The organism is Pseudomonas sp. B14(2022) (genome assembly GCF_012030485.1).
GTDB lineage: Bacteria > Pseudomonadota > Gammaproteobacteria > Pseudomonadales > Pseudomonadaceae > Aquipseudomonas.
In genome coordinates this window covers 33643-53124 of sequence record NZ_JAAUVM010000030.1, presented here as the reverse complement: position 1 = coordinate 53124, position 19482 = coordinate 33643, and the positions used below count along the sequence as shown (strand labels likewise).

At 64.3% G+C, this 19482-nt stretch carries 22 protein-coding genes; 12 read left to right on the top strand and 10 right to left on the bottom strand.

Translation table 11 applies throughout. From position 1 onward, the window contains the following. Positions 1 to 8: 8 nt before the first annotated feature. The 10 genes from HCF10_RS28560 to HCF10_RS28515 are packed head-to-tail and all read left to right on the top strand — an operon-like array spanning position 9 to position 7235. A complete protein-coding gene (locus tag HCF10_RS28560) occupies positions 9 to 323 on the top strand; it encodes a c-type cytochrome (RefSeq protein WP_145338483.1) in 315 nt (104 codons plus the stop codon). A 16-nt stretch (positions 324 to 339) separates the two neighbouring features. Beyond that, positions 340 to 657 carry a c-type cytochrome gene (locus HCF10_RS28555; RefSeq protein ID WP_175539109.1) on the top strand — a complete coding sequence of 106 codons (318 nt, stop codon included), beginning with the start codon at positions 340 to 342 and terminating at the stop codon, positions 655 to 657. Continuing rightward, complete coding sequence (locus HCF10_RS28550) at positions 654 to 1823, top strand: cytochrome D1 domain-containing protein (RefSeq protein ID WP_167656879.1); 1170 nt, start codon at positions 654 to 656, stop codon at positions 1821 to 1823. The genes HCF10_RS28555 and HCF10_RS28550 overlap by 4 nt, the downstream gene beginning before the upstream one ends. A gap of 1 nt (position 1824) precedes the next feature. Beyond that, positions 1825 to 2283: an Lrp/AsnC family transcriptional regulator gene (locus HCF10_RS28545; RefSeq protein WP_145338481.1), complete on the top strand. Its 459-nt coding sequence runs from the start codon at positions 1825 to 1827 to the stop codon at positions 2281 to 2283. Then, positions 2280 to 2795, top strand: coding sequence for a siroheme decarboxylase subunit beta (ahbB, locus tag HCF10_RS28540; RefSeq protein WP_167656878.1), 516 nt, complete (start codon positions 2280 to 2282; stop codon positions 2793 to 2795). Before HCF10_RS28545 ends, ahbB (HCF10_RS28540) begins: the two co-directional genes overlap by 4 nt. Further along, positions 2788 to 3231 carry an Lrp/AsnC family transcriptional regulator gene (locus HCF10_RS28535; RefSeq protein WP_131699939.1) on the top strand — a complete coding sequence of 148 codons (444 nt, stop codon included), beginning with the start codon at positions 2788 to 2790 and terminating at the stop codon, positions 3229 to 3231. Before ahbB (HCF10_RS28540) ends, HCF10_RS28535 begins: the two co-directional genes overlap by 8 nt. Beyond that, a complete protein-coding gene (gene ahbB, locus HCF10_RS28530; RefSeq protein WP_131699938.1) occupies positions 3206 to 3715 on the top strand; it encodes a siroheme decarboxylase subunit beta in 510 nt (169 codons plus the stop codon). The genes HCF10_RS28535 and ahbB (HCF10_RS28530) overlap by 26 nt, the downstream gene beginning before the upstream one ends. A gap of 3 nt (positions 3716 to 3718) precedes the next feature. Further along, entirely contained in the window at positions 3719 to 4900 is a 1182-nt protein-coding gene (nirJ, locus tag HCF10_RS28525; protein WP_167656877.1) for a heme d1 biosynthesis radical SAM protein NirJ, read from the top strand. A 44-nt stretch (positions 4901 to 4944) separates the two neighbouring features. Further along, positions 4945 to 5784 carry a uroporphyrinogen-III C-methyltransferase gene (cobA, locus tag HCF10_RS28520; protein WP_167656876.1) on the top strand — a complete coding sequence of 280 codons (840 nt, stop codon included), beginning with the start codon at positions 4945 to 4947 and terminating at the stop codon, positions 5782 to 5784. Beyond that, positions 5781 to 7235 (top strand): cytochrome D1 domain-containing protein, encoded by a 1455-nt coding sequence (locus HCF10_RS28515; protein WP_167656875.1) that lies wholly within the window; start codon positions 5781 to 5783, stop codon positions 7233 to 7235. The genes cobA and HCF10_RS28515 overlap by 4 nt, the downstream gene beginning before the upstream one ends. Positions 7236 to 7550: 315 nt before the next feature. On the opposite strand, the gene hemN is transcribed toward HCF10_RS28515, so the two are convergent. From hemN to HCF10_RS28485, 6 genes are all read right to left on the bottom strand, one after another. Continuing rightward, positions 7551 to 8936: an oxygen-independent coproporphyrinogen III oxidase gene (gene hemN, locus HCF10_RS28510; RefSeq protein ID WP_167656874.1), complete on the bottom strand. Its 1386-nt coding sequence runs from the start codon at positions 8934 to 8936 to the stop codon at positions 7551 to 7553. Next, the gene (locus HCF10_RS28505; RefSeq protein WP_167656873.1) at positions 8923 to 10242 is read right to left on the bottom strand and encodes a coproporphyrinogen III oxidase; all 1320 of its coding nucleotides are present in this window, start codon (positions 10240 to 10242) and stop codon (positions 8923 to 8925) included. Before HCF10_RS28505 ends, hemN begins: the two co-directional genes overlap by 14 nt. Before the next feature lie 77 nt (positions 10243 to 10319). Further along, positions 10320 to 10763, bottom strand: a complete 444-nt coding sequence (locus HCF10_RS28500; protein ID WP_167656872.1) for a hypothetical protein — start codon at positions 10761 to 10763, stop codon at positions 10320 to 10322. 95 nt (positions 10764 to 10858) lie between these two features. Further along, positions 10859 to 12175, bottom strand: coding sequence for an OprD family outer membrane porin (locus HCF10_RS28495; RefSeq protein ID WP_167656871.1), 1317 nt, complete (start codon positions 12173 to 12175; stop codon positions 10859 to 10861). A 181-nt stretch (positions 12176 to 12356) separates the two neighbouring features. Further along, the gene (locus HCF10_RS28490) at positions 12357 to 12902 is read right to left on the bottom strand and encodes a putative natural product biosynthesis protein (protein WP_167656870.1); all 546 of its coding nucleotides are present in this window, start codon (positions 12900 to 12902) and stop codon (positions 12357 to 12359) included. Positions 12903 to 12964: 62 nt separating this feature from the next. Next, complete coding sequence (locus HCF10_RS28485) at positions 12965 to 13348, bottom strand: DUF2946 domain-containing protein (protein WP_167656869.1); 384 nt, start codon at positions 13346 to 13348, stop codon at positions 12965 to 12967. 181 nt (positions 13349 to 13529) lie between these two features. Here HCF10_RS28485 and HCF10_RS28480 point away from each other — a divergent pair, with 181 nt between their 5' ends. After that, entirely contained in the window at positions 13530 to 14135 is a 606-nt protein-coding gene (locus HCF10_RS28480) for an SCO family protein (protein ID WP_131699929.1), read from the top strand. Beyond that, complete coding sequence (locus HCF10_RS28475) at positions 14135 to 14602, top strand: copper chaperone PCu(A)C (protein ID WP_167656868.1); 468 nt, start codon at positions 14135 to 14137, stop codon at positions 14600 to 14602. Before HCF10_RS28480 ends, HCF10_RS28475 begins: the two co-directional genes overlap by 1 nt. A 24-nt stretch (positions 14603 to 14626) precedes the next feature. Here the strand turns inward: HCF10_RS28475 and HCF10_RS28470 are convergent, their stop codons facing one another. The 4 genes from HCF10_RS28470 to HCF10_RS28455 all read right to left on the bottom strand — a co-directional run bounded on the left by HCF10_RS28470 (position 14627) and on the right by HCF10_RS28455 (position 19482). Further along, positions 14627 to 15562: a FecR domain-containing protein gene (locus HCF10_RS28470; protein ID WP_167656867.1), complete on the bottom strand. Its 936-nt coding sequence runs from the start codon at positions 15560 to 15562 to the stop codon at positions 14627 to 14629. Next, positions 15531 to 17420, bottom strand: a complete 1890-nt coding sequence (locus tag HCF10_RS28465) for a two-partner secretion domain-containing protein (RefSeq protein WP_237683196.1) — start codon at positions 17418 to 17420, stop codon at positions 15531 to 15533. Before HCF10_RS28465 ends, HCF10_RS28470 begins: the two co-directional genes overlap by 32 nt. A gap of 7 nt (positions 17421 to 17427) precedes the next feature. Then, a complete protein-coding gene (locus HCF10_RS28460) occupies positions 17428 to 19011 on the bottom strand; it encodes a ShlB/FhaC/HecB family hemolysin secretion/activation protein (protein ID WP_167656866.1) in 1584 nt (527 codons plus the stop codon). A 141-nt stretch (positions 19012 to 19152) separates the two neighbouring features. After that, positions 19153 to 19482: a DHCW motif cupin fold protein gene (locus tag HCF10_RS28455; protein WP_131699925.1), complete on the bottom strand. Its 330-nt coding sequence runs from the start codon at positions 19480 to 19482 to the stop codon at positions 19153 to 19155.

The window sequence follows — 19482 nt, the reverse complement described above, 5'->3', positions numbered from 1 at the left end:
GTCACCGAATGAAAAATATTCTCCTCGCACTGCTGGCTTCCGCCGCTGCGCTCAGCCTGCAACCGGTGTTGGCACAAGACGGTCCTGGGTTGTTCAACAGCAAACCCTGTGTGGGCTGCCACATGATTGACGGCAAACTGGTGGGGCCGGCCTTGAAGGACGTCGCGGCCAAGAATGCCGGTGTGAAGGACGCCGCCACCACCCTGGCCGGCCATATCAAGAACGGTACCCAGGGCAACTGGGGGCCGGTCCCGATGCCGCCGAACCAGGTCACCGATGATGAAGCCAAGGTGTTGGCCGATTGGGTCCTGACCTTGAAATAAGCGCAAGGAGCACGCCATGCAAGCATCGATGATCGGTACGGCCATGGCGCTGCTCCTGCTGATTCCCGCGCGGGCAGCGGCCACCCCGGACGCTGCCCGTCTTGAACACCTGTTGACCCAGGATTGCGGGGCCTGTCATGGCCTGCACCTCACCGGCGGCCTGGGCCCGGCGCTCACACCGCAAGCCCTCGCCGACCACAGCCGCGACAGCCTGATCGCCACCGTGACCTACGGCCGCCCTGCCCGCGCCATGCCGGGTTGGGGCCCGCTGCTCAGTGCCGGCGATATTGCCTGGCTGGTCGACCGCCTTTTGCAAGGAAGCCCCCCACCATGATGCGACCCACCTTGTTATCCCTGTGCCTGTTGCTGGGCGCCTGCGCCCAACCCGCGTTGCGCGGCAGCGGCGACCTGGGCCTGGTGATCGAACGCGCCAGCGGCAGCGTGCAGATTATCGAGAGCACCGGCATGACCGAACTGGCCCGTATCGAGGGGCTGGGCGACCTGTCCCACGCCTCGGCGGTGTTTTCCCGCGACCAGCGCTATGCCTATGTGTTTGCCCGCGATGGCGGGCTGACCAAGATCGACCTGCTGCGCCAACGCATCGAGCGGCGCATCGTCCAGGGCGGCAACAGCATCGGCGGCGCCATCAGCCAGGATGGGCGCTTGATCGCCGTGTCCAATTACGTGCCGGGCGGGGTCAAGGTGTTCGATGCCGAGAACCTGACCCTCATCGCCGACATCCCCGCGACCGCAATGGCCGATGGCAAACGCTCGCGGGTGGTCGGCCTGGTGGATGCGCCTGGGCAGCGCTTCGTGTTCAGCCTGTTCGACACCGGCGAGATCTGGAGCGCCGACTTCAGCAACGGCAACCCGCCGCGCATCACCCGCTTCAAGGACGTCGGCGAGCAACCCTACGACGCGCTGATCACCGCCGACGGCCGCTACTACATGGCCGGGCTGTTCGGTGAAGACGGCATGGCCCAGCTCGACCTGTGGCACCCGGAGCGCGGCGTGGTGCGCGTGCTCAAGGACTATGGGCGCGGCCAGGCCAAGCTGCCCGTGTACAAGATGCCCCACCTGGAAGGCTGGGCCGTCGCCGACGACCAGGCGTTCGTGCCGGCGGTGGGACGCCACCAGGTGCTGGTGATGGACGCACGCACCTGGCGGCAGACGGCGGCGATCCCGGTAGCCGGGCAGCCGATTTTCGTCACTGCACGCCCCGACGGGCGCCAGCTGTGGGTCAACTTCGCCTACCCGGACAACGACCGGGTGCAGGTGCTCGACACCGAAACCCATCAGGTGGTCGCCGACCTGCGCCCCGGCCCCGGTGTGTTGCACATGGAATTCACCGGGCGCGGCGAGCAACTGTGGCTGTCGGTGCGCGACGGCGAACAGTTGCAAGTGTGGGACCCGTACCACCTGACCCTAATGAAAACCTTGCCGGCCCAGAGTCCCAGCGGGATTTTCTTCAGCCTGCGCGCGCAAAAGATGGGGTATTGAAATGGATCTTGATTCGCTCAGCCAGCAATTGATTGAACGCTTCCAGCACGGCATGCCGCTGTGCGCCGAGCCCTACCGCGAAATGGCCCAGGTGCTGGGTTGCAGCACGGCCGAGGTAATGGCCTGCCTGCAACGCCTGGAACTGGCCGGCGCGTTGTCGCGCATCGGCCCGGTGTTCGAACACACCCGCGCCGGCGCCAGCACCCTGGCCGCCCTGGCGGTGCCGATCGAGCGCCTGGAACAGGTGGCCGCGCGGGTCAGCCAGTACCCGGAGGTTAATCACAACTATGCCCGCGAGCATCATTACAACCTGTGGTTCGTGCTCACCGGGCCTCACCGCCAGCACCTGCAGCAGGTCCTCGACGAGCTGGAGAAAGACACCGGCCTCACTCCGCTGGACCTGCCGATGCTCACCGCCTATCGCATCGACCTTGGATTTCCCCTCGGAGAGCGGCCGTGATCGCGCCACTGAACCACGAGCAGATGCTCGATCTGCGCCAGTGCCTGGAGCGCGGTTTGCCCATCGTCGTGCGGCCCTACGACGAGCTCGCCGAGCAGATCGGCGCCCACCACGATCAGGTGCTGCAACAGATGCAGCAATGGCACGACCAGGGTGTGTTCCGCCGCGTGGGCCTGGTGCTCAATCACCGCGCCCTGGGCTATGTGGCCAACGCCATGCTGGTGCTGGATGTGCCGGACGCGCTGGTTGATGAGGTCGGTGCGCGCCTGGGCCGCGCGCCCGGCGTGAACCTGTGTTACCAGCGCCCGCGGCGCCTGCCGCAGTGGCGCTACAACCTGTTCTGCATGGTCCACGGCCGTGAGCGCGCGGTGGTCGAGGCGCAGATCCAGGCGTTGCTGGAACAGCATCTGCTCAGCGACCTGCCCCACCAGCTGCTGTTCAGCACCCGCGCCTTCAAGCAATGCGGCGGGCGTTTCGCGCCGCCACCGTCGCAGGTATGGGCCCATGGATGAGCTGGATCGACAATTGATCAACCGCCTGCAACACGGCCTGCCGCTGGTGCGCCAGCCCTGGCAACAGGTGGCCGAGGAACTGCACAGCCATCCGAGTGAACTGCTCGACCGCTTGTATGCCCTGCTCGAAGACGGCGTGCTTACGCGCTTCGGCCCGATGTTCGACATCGAGCGTCTCGGCGGCGCCTTCACCCTGGCCGCGCTGGCTGTACCGGAGGCGCAGTTTGACGCGGTCGCCGAGCAGCTCAATGCCCTGCCCCAGGTGGCCCACAACTACCGCCGCGAACACCGCTGGAACATGTGGTTCGTGCTGGCCTGCGCCACCGCGCAGGAGCTGGCCGATACCCTGTCGCGCATCGAGGCCCTGACCGGGTTGGCGGTGCTCAATCTGCCGAAGGAGCACACCTACCATGTCGGTCTGTATTTCCCGGTCTGACAACACCCTGGCCCTGCACTTGGTCGCCCTCACCCAAAGCGGCCTGCCGCTGGTGGAGGACCCTTGGGCCTGGCTCGCCGAGCAGTTGGGCATCAGCGTCGAATCGACCCTCGACCTGCTCAAGCGCCTGCAGGCCGAAGGCGCGATCCGGCGTATCGCCGCCGTACCCAACCACTACCGCCTGGGCTATCGGCATAACGGCATGACCGTGTGGGACGTGGCCGATGTGCACATGCCGCGCCTGGGAGAACTGCTCGGTGCCCAGCCGTTTGTCAGCCATTGCTACCGTCGCCCCCGGCGCCCGGACTGGCCCTACAACCTGTTCGCCATGGTGCACGGCCGCAGCCGCGAAGAAATCGACAGCTACCGCGAGCACCTGCGTTTCCTGCTGGGGGATGCCTGCCGCGCCGACGAGATGCTGGTGAGCAGCCGCATCCTGAAAAAGACCGGCCTGCGCCTGACGCCGGCGCACTCAAAGGAATAGCCCATGCTGCGAATCAGTCAGTACCTGCGCACCCTCGCCGGTCAATGCCCGCCGCCGCGCACCTCGCCCCCTGGCAGTGAGCGGCCGCCGGTGGTGATCTGGAACCTGCTGCGGCGCTGCAACCTCACCTGCAAACACTGCTACGCCACCAGTGCCGACAGTGTGTTTCGCGATGAACTCGACACCCCGGCAGCGCTGCGGGTGATCGACGATTTGCACGACGCCGGGGTTCGCGTGTTGATCCTCTCCGGGGGCGAGCCGCTGCTGCGCGAAGACCTCTTCGAGCTCAGCGCCTATGCCCGCGATAAAGGTTTTTTCGTCGCACTGTCGACTAACGGCACGCTGATCGATGAGCACAACATCCAACAGATCGCCGACGCGCGCTTCGACTACGTGGGTATCAGCATCGACGGCCTGGAAGCGACCCACGATGCCTTTCGCCAACTGCACGGCAGTTTCCAGCGCTCCATGCACGCCATCCGCCTGTGCCGCGAGGCCGGGATTCGCGTGGGCCTGCGCACCACCCTGACCCAGGACAACCATGGGCAGTTACCGCAACTGCTGACGCTGATGCGCACCTTTGACGTGCAGAAGTTCTACCTGTCGCACCTCAACTACAGCGGGCGCGGCAAGCGCAGCCGCCAACTGGATGCGCACCGGCAGATGAGCCGCGAAGCCATGGCGCTGATTTTCCAGCAGGCCTGGGGCGATATTCAAAACGGCGTGGACAGTGATTTCGTCAGCGGCAACAACGACGCCGACGCCGTGCTGTTGCTGCAATGGGTGCACCAGCACCTGCCCGAACATTACCCGCAGCTTGAGCACCTGCTGCATGCCTGGGGCGGCAATGCCTCGGGCAACGGCATCGCCAACATCGACAACACCGGCGAGGTGCACCCGGACACCTATTGGTGGCAGCAGTCGGTGGGCAATGTGCGCAACACCACCTTCCGCCAGCTCTGGCTGGAGCAGCCCGACCCGTTGCTGCTGCGCCTGCGCGAACACCCGCGCCGCCTCGGCGGGCGATGTGCCGAGTGCCGCTGGCTGCCGATCTGCAATGGCAATACGCGCACCCGCGCCTGGGCCGATGGCGACCTCTGGGGCCCGGACCCCGGTTGCTACTTCAGCGACGCCGAGATCGCCTGCCAGCCGCCCACCCTGATCCCTTGCTCGACCACCCGGTGACACAACCGGGGGCCGCCTACCTGATGATGAACCAAGGACGTCGCATGCACATTTCAACTGCCCACTCTTCCACTGGCCTGCCGGCCAGTTTGCACAGTCCCTTGCACCCCGGCGAAGTCGCGTTGGTGGGCGCCGGCCCCGGTGACCCGCGCCTGTTAACCCTGCGCGCCTGGAGTCTGTTGATGCAGGCCGACGCGGTGGTGTTCGACCGACTGATCAGCGCCGAATTGCTCGCGCTGATCCCACTGACCTGCGCCCGCCATTACGTGGGCAAGGCCAGCGGCTGTCACAGCCTGCCCCAGGATCAACTCAACGAACTGCTCGCCGAGTTGGCCGACGAGGGCCAACGGGTGGTGCGCCTCAAGGGCGGCGACCCGTTTATCTTCGGGCGCGGCGCCGAGGAACTGGAGTACCTGCTCGCGCGCGGTATCCCGTGCCAGGTGGTGCCGGGCATCACCGCCGCCTCCGGGTGCAGCGCCTATGCGGGCATCCCGCTGACCCACCGCGACCTGGTCAGTTCGTGCCGTTTCGTCACCGGCCACCTGCAGCGCGACGGCGCGTTGAAACTGCCATGGGCCAGCCTGGCCGAGCCGAGCCAGACGCTGGTGTTCTACATGGGCCTGTCGAACCTGGCGCTGATCGCCGAACATCTGGTGGCGGCCGGCTTGCCCGGGGATACACCGGCCGCCCTGATCAGCAATGGCGCACGCGCCGACCAGCACGTCGCCCGTGGCACCCTGCGCCAGTTGCCCACAATGGCCGCCGACTGCGAACCCGGCGTGCCGACGCTGACGGTGATCGGCCACGTCGTCAGCCTGTTTGCCGGCGCCGCCCTGCACTTCCCGGCCAGCCTGGCCCCGGCCCGTGAAGCGGTGGCGGTATGAAACGCCTGCTGCTGGTGCCGCTGCTCTGGGCAACGGCCGCGCACGGTACGCCAGCGCAGGATTACCGCCAGTATTGCGAAAGCTGCCATGGGCTTAATCGCATCGGAGCCACCGGCCCGGCGCTGCTCCCGGAAAGCCTGGGACGGATCAAGCCGGAAGAAGTGCGCAAGGTCATCGAAAACGGCCGGCCCGCCAGCCAGATGGCCGCGTTCGCGGCGCAACTAAGTGCCGCGCAGATGGATGGGCTGGCAGAGTATCTGCAACAGCCGCCGGATTCACCGGCGACGTGGAGCGAGCATGACATCCGCAACAGCCACAGCCTGCTGGCGGACCTGCGCCAATTGCCGAGCACGCCACAGCATCACGCCGACCCGCTCAACCTGTTTGTGGTGGTGGAATCCGGCGACCATCACATGGATATTCTCGACGGCGACACCTTTGCCGTGCTGGACCGTTTCCCCACTCACTTCGCGGTGCACGGCGGGCCGAAATTCTCCCCGGACGGACGCTTTGTGTACTTCGCCTCGCGGGACGGCTGGATCAGCCAATACGACCTGCACAACCTCAAGCTGATCGCCGAAATCCGCGTAGGCCTCAACACCCGCAACCTGGCGGTGAGCAAGGATGGCCGCTGGGTCCTGGCGGGCAATTACCTGCCGGGCAACCTGGTGCTGCTGGATGCGCGTGACCTGTCGCTGGTCAAGACCCTGGACACCGGCTCACGGGTCAGTGCGGTGTACACCGCGCCACCGCGCAACAGCTTTATCGTCGCGCTCAAGGACGTGAACGAGGTCTGGGAATTGTCCTATGCAGACGCCCGCCCCAGTTTCGAGCCCCGGCGCATCCAGGCCCAGGACGTGCTCGACGACTTCTCGTTCTCGCCCGATTACCGGCAACTGATCGCCACCTCACGCAAGGCCGGCGGCGGCCAGGTGATCGACCTGGACAGCGGCCGCGTGGTCACCGACATCCCGCTTTCCGGCATGCCGCACCTGGGCTCGGGGACGTACTGGCAACGCAACGGGCAATGGGTGTTTGCCACGCCGAATATCAGCAAGGGGCAAATCTCGGTGATCGACCTCAAGACCTGGAGCCTGATCAAACAGATCCCCACCCTCGGGCCGGGCTTTTTCATGCGCAGCCATGTGAACTCGCGCTATGTGTGGAGCGACGTGTTTTTTGGGCCGGACAATGATGCGATTCACCTGATCGACAAGCAGACCCTTGAGATCGCCCACACTCTGAGGCCGGTGCCGGGCAAGACGGCGGCCCATGTGGAATTCACCCGGGACGGGCGGTATGTGTTGCTGAGCATCTGGGCCACGGAGGGGGCGTTGATTGTGTATGACAGCCAGACGCTCGAAGAGGTGAAGCGCATTCCCATGAATAAGCCGTCGGGCAAGTACAACGTGGGCAATAAGGTTGAGTTTGCGGAAGGGACGTCGCATTGAACACTGGTGACAGGCTGGAAGCAGCCAGCTCGTAGAGCGCATGGGCACCGCTGATCCCCTGTGGGAGATGTCGAGCTTTAGCGAGGCTTCGATGGCGGCGGCACAGTTGATAGAGGTGCTGGCTGACCCACCGCTATCGGGAGCAAGCCCCCTCCCACATTTGAACGTTGTTGACAGGTAGAAAACGTCCGGCCGTAGGTCTGATGGGCACCGCTGATCCCTGTGGGAGATGTCGAGCTCTAGCGAGGCTTCGATGGCGGTGGCAGGGTTGGTAGAGGTGTTGGCTGACACACTGCTACCGGGCTGCGTGGTGGGTCAGACGGTGCGGGAGAATTGGCCTTTGTGTGCGCCGCCCAGGTAAGCGTCGAAGGCCATGGCCACGCTGCGTACCATCAGTTGACCTTTGGGCAGCAGTTGCAGCGCGTCGTCCTGGACCAGCAATAACCCGTCTGCCACTTGCTCGTCCAACTGCGTCAACGCTTGGGCAAAATAGTCGTTGAAACGAATGCCGTGGGCCGCTTCGACCTGGGCGACATCGACGCGGCCGTCGCACATCAGGCCATTGATCACCTCGCGACGCAGTACGTCGTCGGGGTTGAGCCGGTAACCGCGTTGCACCGGCAGCATGCCCGCATCGATGCGCGCATAGTACTGGGACAGCTCCTTGACGCTCTGGCTGTAGCTGTCGCCGACCTTGCCGATGGCCGACACGCCCAGGCCAATCAGGTCGCAATCGGCATGGGTGGAGTAACCCTGAAAGTTGCGTTGCAGGCTGCCATTGACGCGGGCCAGTGCCAGTTCATCGTCGGGCAGGGCGAAATGGTCCATGCCGATGTAGACATACCCGGCCTCGGTAAGACGGCGGATGGTCAGTTCCAGCAGTTCCAGCTTGCGTGCCGGGGGTGGCATGTCTTCGGGGCGGATCATGCGCTGGGCGCGGATCTGGCTTGGCAGGTGCGCGTAGCTGTAGGCGGCCACGCGGTCGGGGCGCAGGGCAATCAGCTTGCTCAGGGTCACGTCGAAGCTGGCCACGGTTTGCAGGGGCAGGCCGTAGATCAGGTCGACACTCACCGATTTGAAGCGGGCCTCGCGGGCCGCCGCCACCAGTTGCAGGATCTGCGCTTCGCTTTGCACGCGATTCACGGCGGCCTGGACGTCGGGGTCGAAGTCCTGCACGCCGAAGCTCAGCCGATTAAAGCCCAGCCGGCGCAGGGTGTTGATGCGTTCGACGCTGATGGTGCGCGGGTCGACCTCGATGGAGAACTCATGGGCGTCGCTGTCATCCAGGCTGAAGTTGTCCGCCAGGCAGGCCATCAGTTCGGCCAGTTGCGCATCGTCCAGATACGTCGGTGTGCCGCCGCCCAGGTGCAATTGAGTCAGGCGTCGCGAGCGCTCGAACAGCGCGCCCTGCATCTGGATCTCGCGCTTGAGGTACGCCACATACTCGACGGCGCGATGGGTCTTGCGGGTGATGATCTTGTGGCAGCCGCAGTAGTAGCAAAGGCTCTGGCAGAACGGAATGTGGATGTACACCGACAACGCCTTGGGCGCGGCGAGTTGGTGACTGGCGCGCACGGCCTGGTGATAGTCGTCCAGGGCAAACGCGCTGTTGAACTGCGGCGCGGTCGGGTATGAGGTGTAGCGCGGCCCCGGGCGGTCGTATTTGTGCACCAGGGCACGGTCGAATTCAAACGCCGTCATGGTCGATCACCTCGTCGTTGGCGCTGACGGGCGTGGCGAGCGCCGCCCGTTCGAACAATGCGCAGATGGCATCCACCTGGGGCAGGCCCGCGGGCAGCAGCCAGATAAACGTAGGCGACAACTCGAGCAGACCATCGCGGTGCAAGGCCTCCAGCAGCGGCCAGAGGTTGGCGAAATAACGCCTGAATACCAGGCCGTAACGCCGCTCCACCGCCTGGATATTCAGTTCCAGGTCACAGGCCAGGCGTTCGGCGACATGCAGGCGCACCGGGTCGGCCGCCTCGCGAAACCAGCCTCGGCACGTGGCCGGTTGACCACTGGCCAACTGCTCACGGTAGTGCGGCAGGACCGCCGTGTTCTGCGCACACAATGTGTCGATCTGGCTGATGGCGCCCAGGCCAAAGCCGATGTGGTCGCAATAACCGTGCAGGGTAAAGCCTTCGCAGTTACGGCTGAGGCGACCGCGCTCCTGGGCCTGTTTGAGGTCATCGTCGGCGCGGGCGAACTGCCCCAGGCCGATGTAGTGATACCCCGCGGCGGCCAGGTGCTCAAAGCCGCTGCGGCGCATCGCGCTCTTATCCGCCGCGCTGCAAAACGCCTGGGGTTGCCGGCCCTGGTAGCGCACCGGTGGCTGGGCGTAATCGAACAGTTGCAGGCGGTCGGGCTCCAGGGCAATCAGGCTGGCCAGTTTCAGCTCGAAACTGGCCGGCGTCTGCCAGGCATGGCCGTACCCGAGGTCGATGTTCACCGAGCGAAAGCCGAAGGTACGCGCCGCATCCACCAGCGACTCGATGGGCGCCGGGTCCTGGTACCGCGCCTGGCACAGCGGGTCATCGCGGCGGGCGTCCGGCACGCCGATGCTGGCGTGGTTGAACCCCTGTTCGCGCAGCAGGCCCAGGGTCGCCCAGTCCATGTGCCAGGGGTCGAGGTCGATACGGTAGTCGCCACGGTCGTGGTCGAAAAAGTTGAAGCGGCTGTGCAGGTGTTCCAGCAACGTGCGCACCTGCTCGATCGTCGGTGTGGTGCCGCGCAGGTGAAAGTGTTCGACCGGTTGGCGCGGGCCGAGCTGGCAGCCGATCAACTGGATTTCCTGGGCGAGGCTGTGCAGGTAGTCGGTGCCGGCGTCAGCTGCCGGCCAATGCAGGTTCAACGCCAGGGGCCGCTGGCGCTGGCGGCTGTCGCGCAGGGCACGCAGCAGGTCGAGGGAACCGACGCCGGCATGGAAGCGGCGCGTGTCCGTCTGGCAGGCCAGGTCCAACACGCCCTGATCCTGACGAAAGCGGGTGGGATGAAGATGGGTGCGCATGACGGACTCCGGAGCGGGCGGCGGTGGTCCATTGTCCGGTGCGACCGCTGCGCGCACCTTGATGTGCATCAAGGTCGTTACCAGCTCAGGTAAAACATGCCCTTGGCCAGCAGCACAATGGCGACCATGTGCGCGAACAGGCTCAGGTGAATGAAGCGGCTGTAGCGCGCGCTGACCTTGCCCCAGCGCATCCGCGCCATGGTGACCAGAAAGTGCAGCAGCACACTGGCGGCCAGGATCAACTTGAGGCCCAGCAACGTGCCGAACGAGGACGCCAACGGTGCCGACAACGCCGGCAGGTAACGCAGCCAGACCATGCCGAGCCCGGCGCCGAACAGCACCAGCAACACCCACGGCATCAGCACCCGGGCCCGTCGGGCGACGCCCTGCTCCACCAGCACCATCACCCGAATCGGCAAGTGCTGGTGCAGGTGCCCCAGGATCAGTACTTCGAAGAACACAGTGCCGATAAAAATCAACGCGGCGAACAGATGGGCCAATAGCAACAGGAGGTAGAGCATACAAGCCTCGCAGAGGAACCGGCCGTCGGGAGTCCAGTGTGCGGGCTGGCGCACGGGGCGGCCTTGATGCCGATCAAGCGTTGCTCCTGCCTGGCTTACAGCAACGGCAGGCTGTAGCTGACGATCAGCCGCGTCTCATCCTTGTCGGCGGTGTCATTGCCGCGCAGCACGGCGCCGCGCCAAGTCAGGCCCAGGCCCTTGAACGTGCCCGTGGGGATCACGTAGTCGACACGCAAATCGCGCTCCCACTCGCTGTTGTCGCGGCGCGCCGCACGGATGTTGCTGCCGTGGATATAGGTCACGCTCGACTTCAGGCCCGGAATGCCCAGGCCGGTAAAGTCATAGGTGTAGTTACCCACCGTGGCCTGTTCGCCGGCGTTGACGAACTTCAGCGACTGGGCATTGGTGATCAGGTACAGCGAACGACCCTGGCCCTGGTTGATGTGGGGGAAGTCACTTTCGCCGGTGGTTTTCTGATACCCCAGGCCCACGGAATGCCCGTACACGCCATAGGTCAACATCGCGCTCCACAGGCGGTTGTCGACCTTGCCCGAGTTGACGCCGGGCGCGTAATAGCCGGAACTCACATAGCCTTCACCGCGCCCGGCGGCGCTGCCGTTCTTGCCGTCGGCGGTGCTGTAGAAGTAACGCAGATCGGTCTTGAGCTGCCCCACCGGCAACTGCCAGTTGTGCACCAGGCCGACAAAATGTTGTTGGTAGAAATTCTCCAGGGTCGCGTAGTAGTACTGCACTTGCAGTTGCTTGCTCACGGCGTAATCCACCCCGCCGTAGTAGAACTGATTGCTGAACGTGCCCTTGGCCGGGTCGTTGGCACCGGCGATCGACATGCCCTGGCCATTGCTGGAGTTACGGTCGAGCACCTGCTCCATTTTGCCGGCGATCAGGTTGAAGTCCTTAAGGTCCTTGGAGTCGACCTGATAGCCACGGAACGTCTGCGGCAACAAGCGGCCGTCTTCGGACATCAGCACCGGCATCTTCGGCACCAAGGTGCCGACCTTGAGCTGGGTTTGTGAGATGCGCACCTTGCCGGTGGCGCCGGTCTTGCTGAAGTCATTGGCAGCCTTGCCATCGGACAACGGGAAGACGCTGCCGGGGGTGTTGCCTTCACCGGCCTTGCCGGCGCGCCCAGAGGCGTCCAGGCGCAGGCCATACAGCGCTTGCAGGTCCAGGCCGAAGCCCACCAGGCCATCGGTGAAACCGGACTGGTAGTTGAACATGAAGGCCTGGCCCCACTCCTTGTCCGACGGCGCCCTGGTGTTACGGGTGTCCTGGTTGTAATAGAAATTGCGCAGGTCGAGGGTGGCTTTGCTGTCATCGATAAAACCCGATGCAGCCGCCTGCTGCGCGGCGCCGAGGGAGACGGCGAGCGCCAGGCACGTGGTGTGTTTCATGAAGGCTCCGTGAAGTGATTGAGGCGACCCCGTTACAGCCCAACCCTGTTGTTTGTCGGTCGGGTGATGCTGCATTCAACGGGTGCGCGCACGGTATAGCCTGGGGCCTTGGGGAAACAGCCGCTAAAACCGTCAATCACTTTTGCGGTTTACGTAACAATCCCGATCCACTGTGCAGCGCTCAAGGCACCGGCAACCAGCCCTGGAATACCCCTGAGGAGGCGAGCGGACACCAGGCAAAATCCCATTCCGTGGCAGGGAGTGCCTGTTGTTCGGCGGCGAGAATGCGCGCGCCCTTCCAATCGAACACCGTCAAGCCTTGCCAGGCCAGGACCACCCCCTGGGCCTGGCTGTCATCCGTACTGATCCAACGCGCCGCCGCGGCGGCCATGAAGGTTTCGATGGGTTCTTCATCAATCCGCCCGCGATACGGCGACGCCAGCAGCCAACGGCACACGTTCAGGTGCCAGGTCCAGTCCTGGGCCGGCTGGTTGCGATAGGCCCAGGTCATGAAGCTGCGAAACAGGTTCAGGCCTTCGGGCGGGTCGAGCTTGAGCAGCGTCGGGCAGATGTCGAACACGGTGTGCCAATACGGCAACAGCCGTGCATCCAGGTGCACAAAGCAGCGGGCATTGCTTGGGTAGTCCGGCCGTGCCGGTTCCACGCGCGGGCGACGGGACGCCTGGCTGACCAGGCGGCTGGCGCCTGCAGGCAAGTGATGGTTCATAAAGCGCACTCACAGTCGTGACGATAGAACGCCCCCTGGTCACAGGAGGCCCAAGGCACACGTCAGAATGCGGGGGAGGCGCGGGGGTTGGCCGAGGGCCAGGAATAACGCGGCGGCGCCTTGTTGCGCCGCTCATGGGCCGGGCGTGGGGTTTGCCCCAGGCCCAGCAACCAGGCCAGGCCGATCAGGAACACCAGCGCGACGGTCACCGCGTTGCACACCGGGCAGGCAAAGTAGTTCGAGATGTTACTGGAAGACGGCGCGCCCAGCCCTTTGTCGGAAAGTGGCGCCTGTTTGCCGTCCACCGCGCAGAACGCGCCACCGATCCCATTGAGCTGTTGGCCCATCATCTGGCCATGGCCCAAACCGCACACGAACAGGTTCATCAGCACGCAGAAGTACAGGGTCCAGACGATCAGGGAACGGTCGGGGTGGCTCGATTTCATGGCGGCGACTCTACCACCAGCGCCGCAAAAGGATGAAATTCGGTGTGCCCCTGTGGCAGAACGTCGCAGATTACGCGGGCTGGCCAGGGTTGGTAGACTTGGCGCCCTCCTCGTTTACTCCTATTCAAAGCCTGCCGAGTTGATTTCGCGCAATGCGGGCGTTTCACAGGATGCACCGTTGATGAGTACGTTATTCACCCGCCGCAAGGTCCTGACCGGCATGGGCCTGTTGGGTCTGGGCCTGCTGGCCGGTTGTGACAACAGCCCCAGATTGAACTTCAAGTACGGCAAGGACTTGAGCGACAAGATCATGGGCCGCACCTTCAAGCTCAAGAACACCGAGGGCGACACCGTCACCCTCAGTTCCTACCGTGGCCTGATGCCGGTGGTGTTCTTCGGTTTCACCCAGTGCCCGGCCGTGTGCCCGACCACCCTCGCCCGCGCCGCCCAGGCCAAGAAGCTGATGGGCCGTGACGGCGAGATCATGCAGGTGATCTTTATCACCCTGGACCCGGAACGCGACACGCCGGAGATTCTCGACAAGTACGTCAAGGCCTTCGACCCCAGCTTTGAAGCGCTGTACGGCACCCCGGAAGAAATCGCCGTGGCCGCCAAGGAGTTCGGGATCTTTTATGAAAAGATCCCCGCCGGCGACACCTACACCCTGTCCCACACGGCCACCAGTTTTGTCTTCGACACCCGTGGCAACCTGCGCCTGGGTTTGCAGGCATCCCTTACCGCTAAAGAGTGCGCAGAAGACCTGCTCACCGTCATGGAGGTCTGCTAATGACTGCCGTTCAATACCTCAAGCGCTTCACCTTTGGCCTGACCCTGCTGGGCCTCGCCGCCCACGCCAGTGCCCAGGTGCAAGTGACCGACGCCTGGGTGCGCGCCTCGGTGCCGGGCCAACCGTCCAGCGGCGCGTTCATGACCGTGACCGCCGACAGCGACAGCAAGCTGCTCAGCGTGGCCTCACCGGTGGCCAAGGACGTGCAGATCCATGAGATGAGCATGAAGGACGACGTGATGCGCATGGGCCCGGTGGACTCGGTGGCCCTGCCGGCGGGCAAGGCGGTCAAGCTTGACCCGGACGGTTACCACGTGATGCTGATGGGCCTGACCGGGCAGATCAAGGAAGGCGACCAGGTGCCGCTGACCTTGACCGTGGAGAACGCCAAGGGCGAAAAGCAGACCGTTGAGGTCCAGGCCAAGGCGCGTGGGCTGGATGGCATGGACCATAGCAAGATGCATTGATGGGCTCGCCGGGGTCCACCCGGCTTAGCGCACCTGGCACTCAACCGCACTCGATCCGCTGCCCGTAACGGCCTTCGGCACGTTAGAAGAGAATGAGGCCGGCAAAGTGAACGGAAGACCAGGGTTCTTCAGTAATAGCCCCGGAGGAGTCGCGATGCTTTGCGTAAATCCAAACTGGCCGGCGTTGAAACCCTGCATACCGCCCTTGTTAGCCAAGATGACCTGACCGGCGATAACCTCCACGTACAAACCTGGCGGCAGCACCGGCACACTGGAAGACCCTGACATAAACGCAGGCACTACCGCCGCAAGCGACGCTTTGCCTTGCGCCGCCCATGACTCGACCGAGGCCAGGACATCAGCCAGGCGATAGACATAGCGCGCCGAAACCGCAGCGACAAAGGCCGTGTAAGAGGTATCAGCCTGCCCGGCCGATGACGCCAACCCTGCCGCCAGGCTGTTCAGCCGGGACGAAGCACGCGTAGCCACGACTGCCGCCGGCTGGTAAAACACCACCACGCTGGCCGATTGCAGGCCGATCCGGCCGCCGGGCGTGATCAACGTCGAGCGATCCTGGCTGCGCTTGCCCAGCAACCCGCCATCGGAGCGCAACCCGCCCTGTTTCAGGGTGAACATTGCGGCATCAGCGCCAGGCGTATTCACGTCGTAGGCAAACGCGTCCACGCTGAGCACGGTCCCCGGTTGCAAGGTCAACAGGCTGTCGTCGCCCAGGCGCACTTGCGCGTAGCCCTTACCCTGGGTCGACAAGGTATCGCCGACTTCCACCCCCGACTGCTCACCCAGTACGCGCATGCTGCCGTCGAGCTTCTTGACGAACAACGGCCCGCTCAGATGAATCACGGTACCGGCCACGGGGGCGGCCTGAACCCAGGTCGCTGCACTCAGCAGTGTCAGCAACAGCAATGCGTTAATTGCAGTACTGCTTTTTAACAGGTTCATGTGTAGTGCCCTGGTCAGTGGAGAGTTCTATCTTGTCTTCCTGCGTTTTAGCCGGTGTTGAAATGCCCGGCTTTTTTCCACCGGAAATACCGGAGGAGGTAGTGTCCATGACTGAGGAGAACGACACGTTCACGGTCTTAATTAACTGATTCATTGCTGTTTGCACCGGCTTGTTCGGCTCACTCGCCGTCGGCGGCGACAGCACCTGGCACAACGCTGAGTTCGGCGCCAACGTACACATATCTGAGCGGGGCGGCACTGCGACAGGCACCGGATTCTCGACCGGCGGCCGGTCGACGTCAGTGATCGTCAAGCGACCGCCAGCAGTTGGCTGCCCCTCGGTAAACACCCTCCCTCTGCCGCTGGCCGTGCCCGCACCGTCATGGTTGGCGGCCAGGGTGATATCCCCACTGAACTGGATCAGCGAATTGACATGGATGTCGTTGCCCGCCTGGGCCGTAAGGCCGACACCAGTGTTGGTGTTGTTGACGCCTGTGTAGAACGTGATGTCGTGGGTGGCTTGCAACAACACATTGGAGGTCGCGTTGGACAGCAGGTCGGCATCGATTTCACTGTCTGTGCCCGGCGCATTGGCGAAGGCCGCCACGTCCCCCAGGGACGCCGAAGGGCCGGACAGGAACGAGGTGACCCGGATATTCGCCGGGTCCAACTGCCAGAAACCCGCTGTGCCGTTGGCCGCGCGCGTGTCGACCCGTGCCCCCGCCACATCGAGGAAATGCCCGGACGTCTCGACCAGGCCGCCCTTGCCCGAGGCCGCCCCGCCGCGGGCCGACAGCGTGCCGTAGACGCGCGCGGTGTCAGTGCCCCACACGATGATCTTGCCGCCGTCGCCACTGGCCAGGGCGTCGGCGGAAATTCGCGCCTCCTGGCTCAGATAACTTTGTTTGGCATTCAGGACGGCCGGGTTCTTGCCCTGGTAGTCGCCGCCAATCAGCACCCGGCCACCGCCGCGTTGGCCGCTGGCATCGATGCGCGCATTGCCCATTACGCCGACCTGCTCGCCCAGCACCTGGATGTCGCCGCCGCAATCAACGCCCGTGGCGGTGGTGCTGCTACCGGCTTCGAGCAAGGTGGTGCGGCTGGACTTGAGCACCACCTTGCCGTTGGCGCCGACCACGGCACTGTTGGCGTTCAGCGTGCCGCGCTGGTTGACCAGCGCGCCGTAGATACCAATGTTGCCGCCCTGGGCGATCACGGTGCCCAGGTTCAGCGCCTGGTCCTGTTCCGCCGACACCACCACGTGCATGCCCGGATTAGTGGAGTCCACCAACTGCACCGAGTGCCCCGCCGCCAGCACCGTTTCGCCCTGGGGCGTGGTGATGATGCCGGTGTTGTTCACGTCCGGCGCGATCAGGTACACCTGGCCCCCCGACGGCGTGGTAATCGCGCCCTGGTTGCTGACCTGGCCAGCCGGCCCGTCAGCGGAGAAACGTCGGTTGCCCGAGAGGAAGTCCGCGTTGGAAATCGCCAGGCTCGAAGCCACCAGGCCGCCGACATTGATCTGCGCACCGGCACCAAACACGATGCCGTTGGGGTTGATCAGGAACACCCGCCCGTTGGACTGCAAGGTGCCGAGGATCACGCTGGGGTCCTGGCCGGTGATGCGGTTGAGCACGCTGCTGTTGCTGCTCTGTTGCAGAAAACGCACCAGCTCGCCCTGGGCGATGGAAAAGCTCGACCAGTTGATGATTGCATTGGGGCTGTTGGTGACGCTCAGGGTGTTGCCATCCTGGGTGAATGTCACCTGGCCGTTGACGATCACCGGGTTGACCGGGGCCGCCGCCGCGCTGGTTGCCATCACCAGGGAGAGCGCCATCAAGGTAAGTTTGAATGTCATGGCACCCTCAAAAGGCCAGGCTGAGACGGACATGCAGGCGATCATCGCCGCGCTGGGTTTCACTGGCTTCGGCGTGCAAGGCATGGCCGTAATCCATTTGCAGATTGAGGTTGCGCCGGTAGATCAGGCGCACGCCCAAGCCGGTGCTGCTCAGGCTGATGTGCTCGAACTCGCCGGGCAGTGCGTTGTTACGGGTCAGGTAACCGGCGTCATAGAACGCCAGGGCACGGCACTGCCAGCTGCCGCCCAGGCACAGCGGCGGCGTGTAGGCTTCGAGGTTGCCGACCACACCCGAGTCGTTGCTCACCTCGCGTTCACGGAAGCCGCGCACCGACGCCGCCCCGCCGGCGCCAAACTGCTCGCCGGGCACCAGGGCATCCTTGGTGTACTGACCGTTCAACGCCACGCGCAACTGCCAGGCGGCCGGCAGGATCTGCGTGATGCTCGTCGCGAACCGCAACGCTGTGTAGTCATCCCGCGCATGGGCGCGCGCCAGGTCGAAATCGCGCTGCTGCCCCTTGGACCCGCCTGGAATGTTGTGCAACAGCGACAGGCCGATGTTCGCGTCGCCATCCACCCGCACCCAGGTGCCCTGATACCCCAGGCTGATGGGGTGCACGGTAATGTCGTTGCCCAGTTGCACATCGAACAGTTCCAGGCTGCTTTTATAGGCCTTGTAGTCGACGCCATAGACCAGCTTGGATTGGTAATTGCCCACCGTCGCCAGGTTGTGGTTGTAGCGCGTGCCGAAGATCGTGCCACGGCCGCTCACGGCCAGGTCGAAGATGCCGGCCGTCACGGTGCCGCTGTCGACGTCCGAGTAGCTGGTGAACAAGTCCAGGGAGTCGCCCAGCGCATACAGCGGCAGGTGGTAGCCCAGGCCGTAGACACTGACCCGCTCGGGCTTCTCCACCGTGGTGGTGTATTGCAGGCTCATCACCTGGTCGCGGCCGAACATATTGGCGTTTTGCAGCACGGCGCCGATGTAGGTCCGCCCGGTTTCCTTCGAGCCGCTGTTATCCAGGTTGAGGGCCGCGTTCCACGGTGACTCATCGCTCACCTGCAGTTCGGCGTCCACCGTATCGCTGGCGGCGCTGCTCTTGAGCTTCATCACGGTCTGCTTGGCCGGGTTCTCGTTGGCCAACTTGAGGCTCTTGGACACCGCCGCCAGGTCAGGCGAGGTGCCTTCCTGCAGCGCCGGCAGCGACTGGCGCACGTTGGCGGTGCTGAAATGCCGGTTACCGGCGACTGTCACCTGGCCAATCCGTACCTGCACCACATCCAGTATCACCACGCCGCCATTCAATTCCTGCTCGGGCAAGTCGACGCGCACTAGGGGATAGCCGAGCCGATGGAAGGTGTCTTCGAGCGCCTCCTGGGCCTTGGCCACGTCGCTGAAGTCGCGTTGGGCCCCCTCGAACGGCGCCACCGTTTGCGCCAGCGCACTGGCCGGCAGCAGCGTATTGCCGCGCACTTCAAAGCGGGTGATGTCAAAGCGTGGCGACAGCGGCTCGCTATCAGCGGCCACTGCGAAGGAGGTGCACACCGCCAATGAGGCGGGCACCAGCAAGAGCATGAAACGGTCGATCATGGGTTGGCCCTTAGGCAGCGTACGATTTAAACGACTTACGCTGCGTTAGGCGCCAGCAGGGGCAGGCCCCGGCGCAGAGTGTAGCCATTAGATTGCCACTGCGATAGAGAAAGTCCCCATGTTTTCGAAGGGTTTGCAGGTTTAATCCACAATAAACAGCTTGGCCCCCGTGGCAGTGGATGAACGATGTCCCTCCATGTCATTGCCCACCTGGTAACTCATCCCGGCCGTCAGCGTGAACTGGCGGCCGTCTTCCAACTCTGTGTGCAACTCGCCTTCCAGGCACAGCAGCACATGCCCGCGCGTGCACCAGTGATCGGCCAGGTAGCCGGGGCTGTAATCGACCCTGCGCACGCGGGTGGTGCCGAAGTGGCGGGTGCGCCATGAGGCACTGCCGGTAACGCCGGGGTGAAGCTCGGGTTCGACGGTGGACCAGTCGGTGATGCCAAACGGGACAGCGGTGAGTTCCAT

What these genes read in the sequence shown, in the direction of transcription:
- HCF10_RS28545 (WP_145338481.1), top strand. Translation starts at nt 1,825, where the DNA reads ATGGATCTTGATTCGCTCAGCCAGCAATTGATTGAACGCTTCCAGCAC.
- HCF10_RS28555 (WP_175539109.1), top strand. Translation starts at nt 340, where the DNA reads ATGCAAGCATCGATGATCGGTACGGCCATGGCGCTGCTCCTGCTGATT.
- HCF10_RS28550 (WP_167656879.1), top strand. Translation starts at nt 654, where the DNA reads ATGATGCGACCCACCTTGTTATCCCTGTGCCTGTTGCTGGGCGCCTGC.
- cobA (WP_167656876.1), top strand. Translation starts at nt 4,945, where the DNA reads ATGCACATTTCAACTGCCCACTCTTCCACTGGCCTGCCGGCCAGTTTG.
- HCF10_RS28490 (WP_167656870.1), bottom strand. Translation starts at nt 12,902, where the DNA reads ATGAACCATCACTTGCCTGCAGGCGCCAGCCGCCTGGTCAGCCAGGCG.
- HCF10_RS28535 (WP_131699939.1), top strand. Translation starts at nt 2,788, where the DNA reads ATGGATGAGCTGGATCGACAATTGATCAACCGCCTGCAACACGGCCTG.
- hemN (WP_167656874.1), bottom strand. Translation starts at nt 8,936, where the DNA reads ATGACGGCGTTTGAATTCGACCGTGCCCTGGTGCACAAATACGACCGC.
- HCF10_RS28485 (WP_167656869.1), bottom strand. Translation starts at nt 13,348, where the DNA reads ATGAAATCGAGCCACCCCGACCGTTCCCTGATCGTCTGGACCCTGTAC.
- nirJ (WP_167656877.1), top strand. Translation starts at nt 3,719, where the DNA reads ATGCTGCGAATCAGTCAGTACCTGCGCACCCTCGCCGGTCAATGCCCG.
- HCF10_RS28495 (WP_167656871.1), bottom strand. Translation starts at nt 12,175, where the DNA reads ATGAAACACACCACGTGCCTGGCGCTCGCCGTCTCCCTCGGCGCCGCG.
- HCF10_RS28480 (WP_131699929.1), top strand. Translation starts at nt 13,530, where the DNA reads ATGAGTACGTTATTCACCCGCCGCAAGGTCCTGACCGGCATGGGCCTG.
- HCF10_RS28560 (WP_145338483.1), top strand. Translation starts at nt 9, where the DNA reads ATGAAAAATATTCTCCTCGCACTGCTGGCTTCCGCCGCTGCGCTCAGC.
- HCF10_RS28505 (WP_167656873.1), bottom strand. Translation starts at nt 10,242, where the DNA reads ATGCGCACCCATCTTCATCCCACCCGCTTTCGTCAGGATCAGGGCGTG.
- HCF10_RS28515 (WP_167656875.1), top strand. Translation starts at nt 5,781, where the DNA reads ATGAAACGCCTGCTGCTGGTGCCGCTGCTCTGGGCAACGGCCGCGCAC.
- HCF10_RS28500 (WP_167656872.1), bottom strand. Translation starts at nt 10,763, where the DNA reads ATGCTCTACCTCCTGTTGCTATTGGCCCATCTGTTCGCCGCGTTGATT.
- HCF10_RS28455 (WP_131699925.1), bottom strand. Translation starts at nt 19,482, where the DNA reads ATGGAACTCACCGCTGTCCCGTTTGGCATCACCGACTGGTCCACCGTC.
- HCF10_RS28460 (WP_167656866.1), bottom strand. Translation starts at nt 19,011, where the DNA reads ATGATCGACCGTTTCATGCTCTTGCTGGTGCCCGCCTCATTGGCGGTG.
- ahbB (WP_131699938.1), top strand. Translation starts at nt 3,206, where the DNA reads ATGTCGGTCTGTATTTCCCGGTCTGACAACACCCTGGCCCTGCACTTG.
- HCF10_RS28465 (WP_237683196.1), bottom strand. Translation starts at nt 17,420, where the DNA reads ATGACATTCAAACTTACCTTGATGGCGCTCTCCCTGGTGATGGCAACC.
- HCF10_RS28470 (WP_167656867.1), bottom strand. Translation starts at nt 15,562, where the DNA reads ATGAACCTGTTAAAAAGCAGTACTGCAATTAACGCATTGCTGTTGCTG.
- HCF10_RS28475 (WP_167656868.1), top strand. Translation starts at nt 14,135, where the DNA reads ATGACTGCCGTTCAATACCTCAAGCGCTTCACCTTTGGCCTGACCCTG.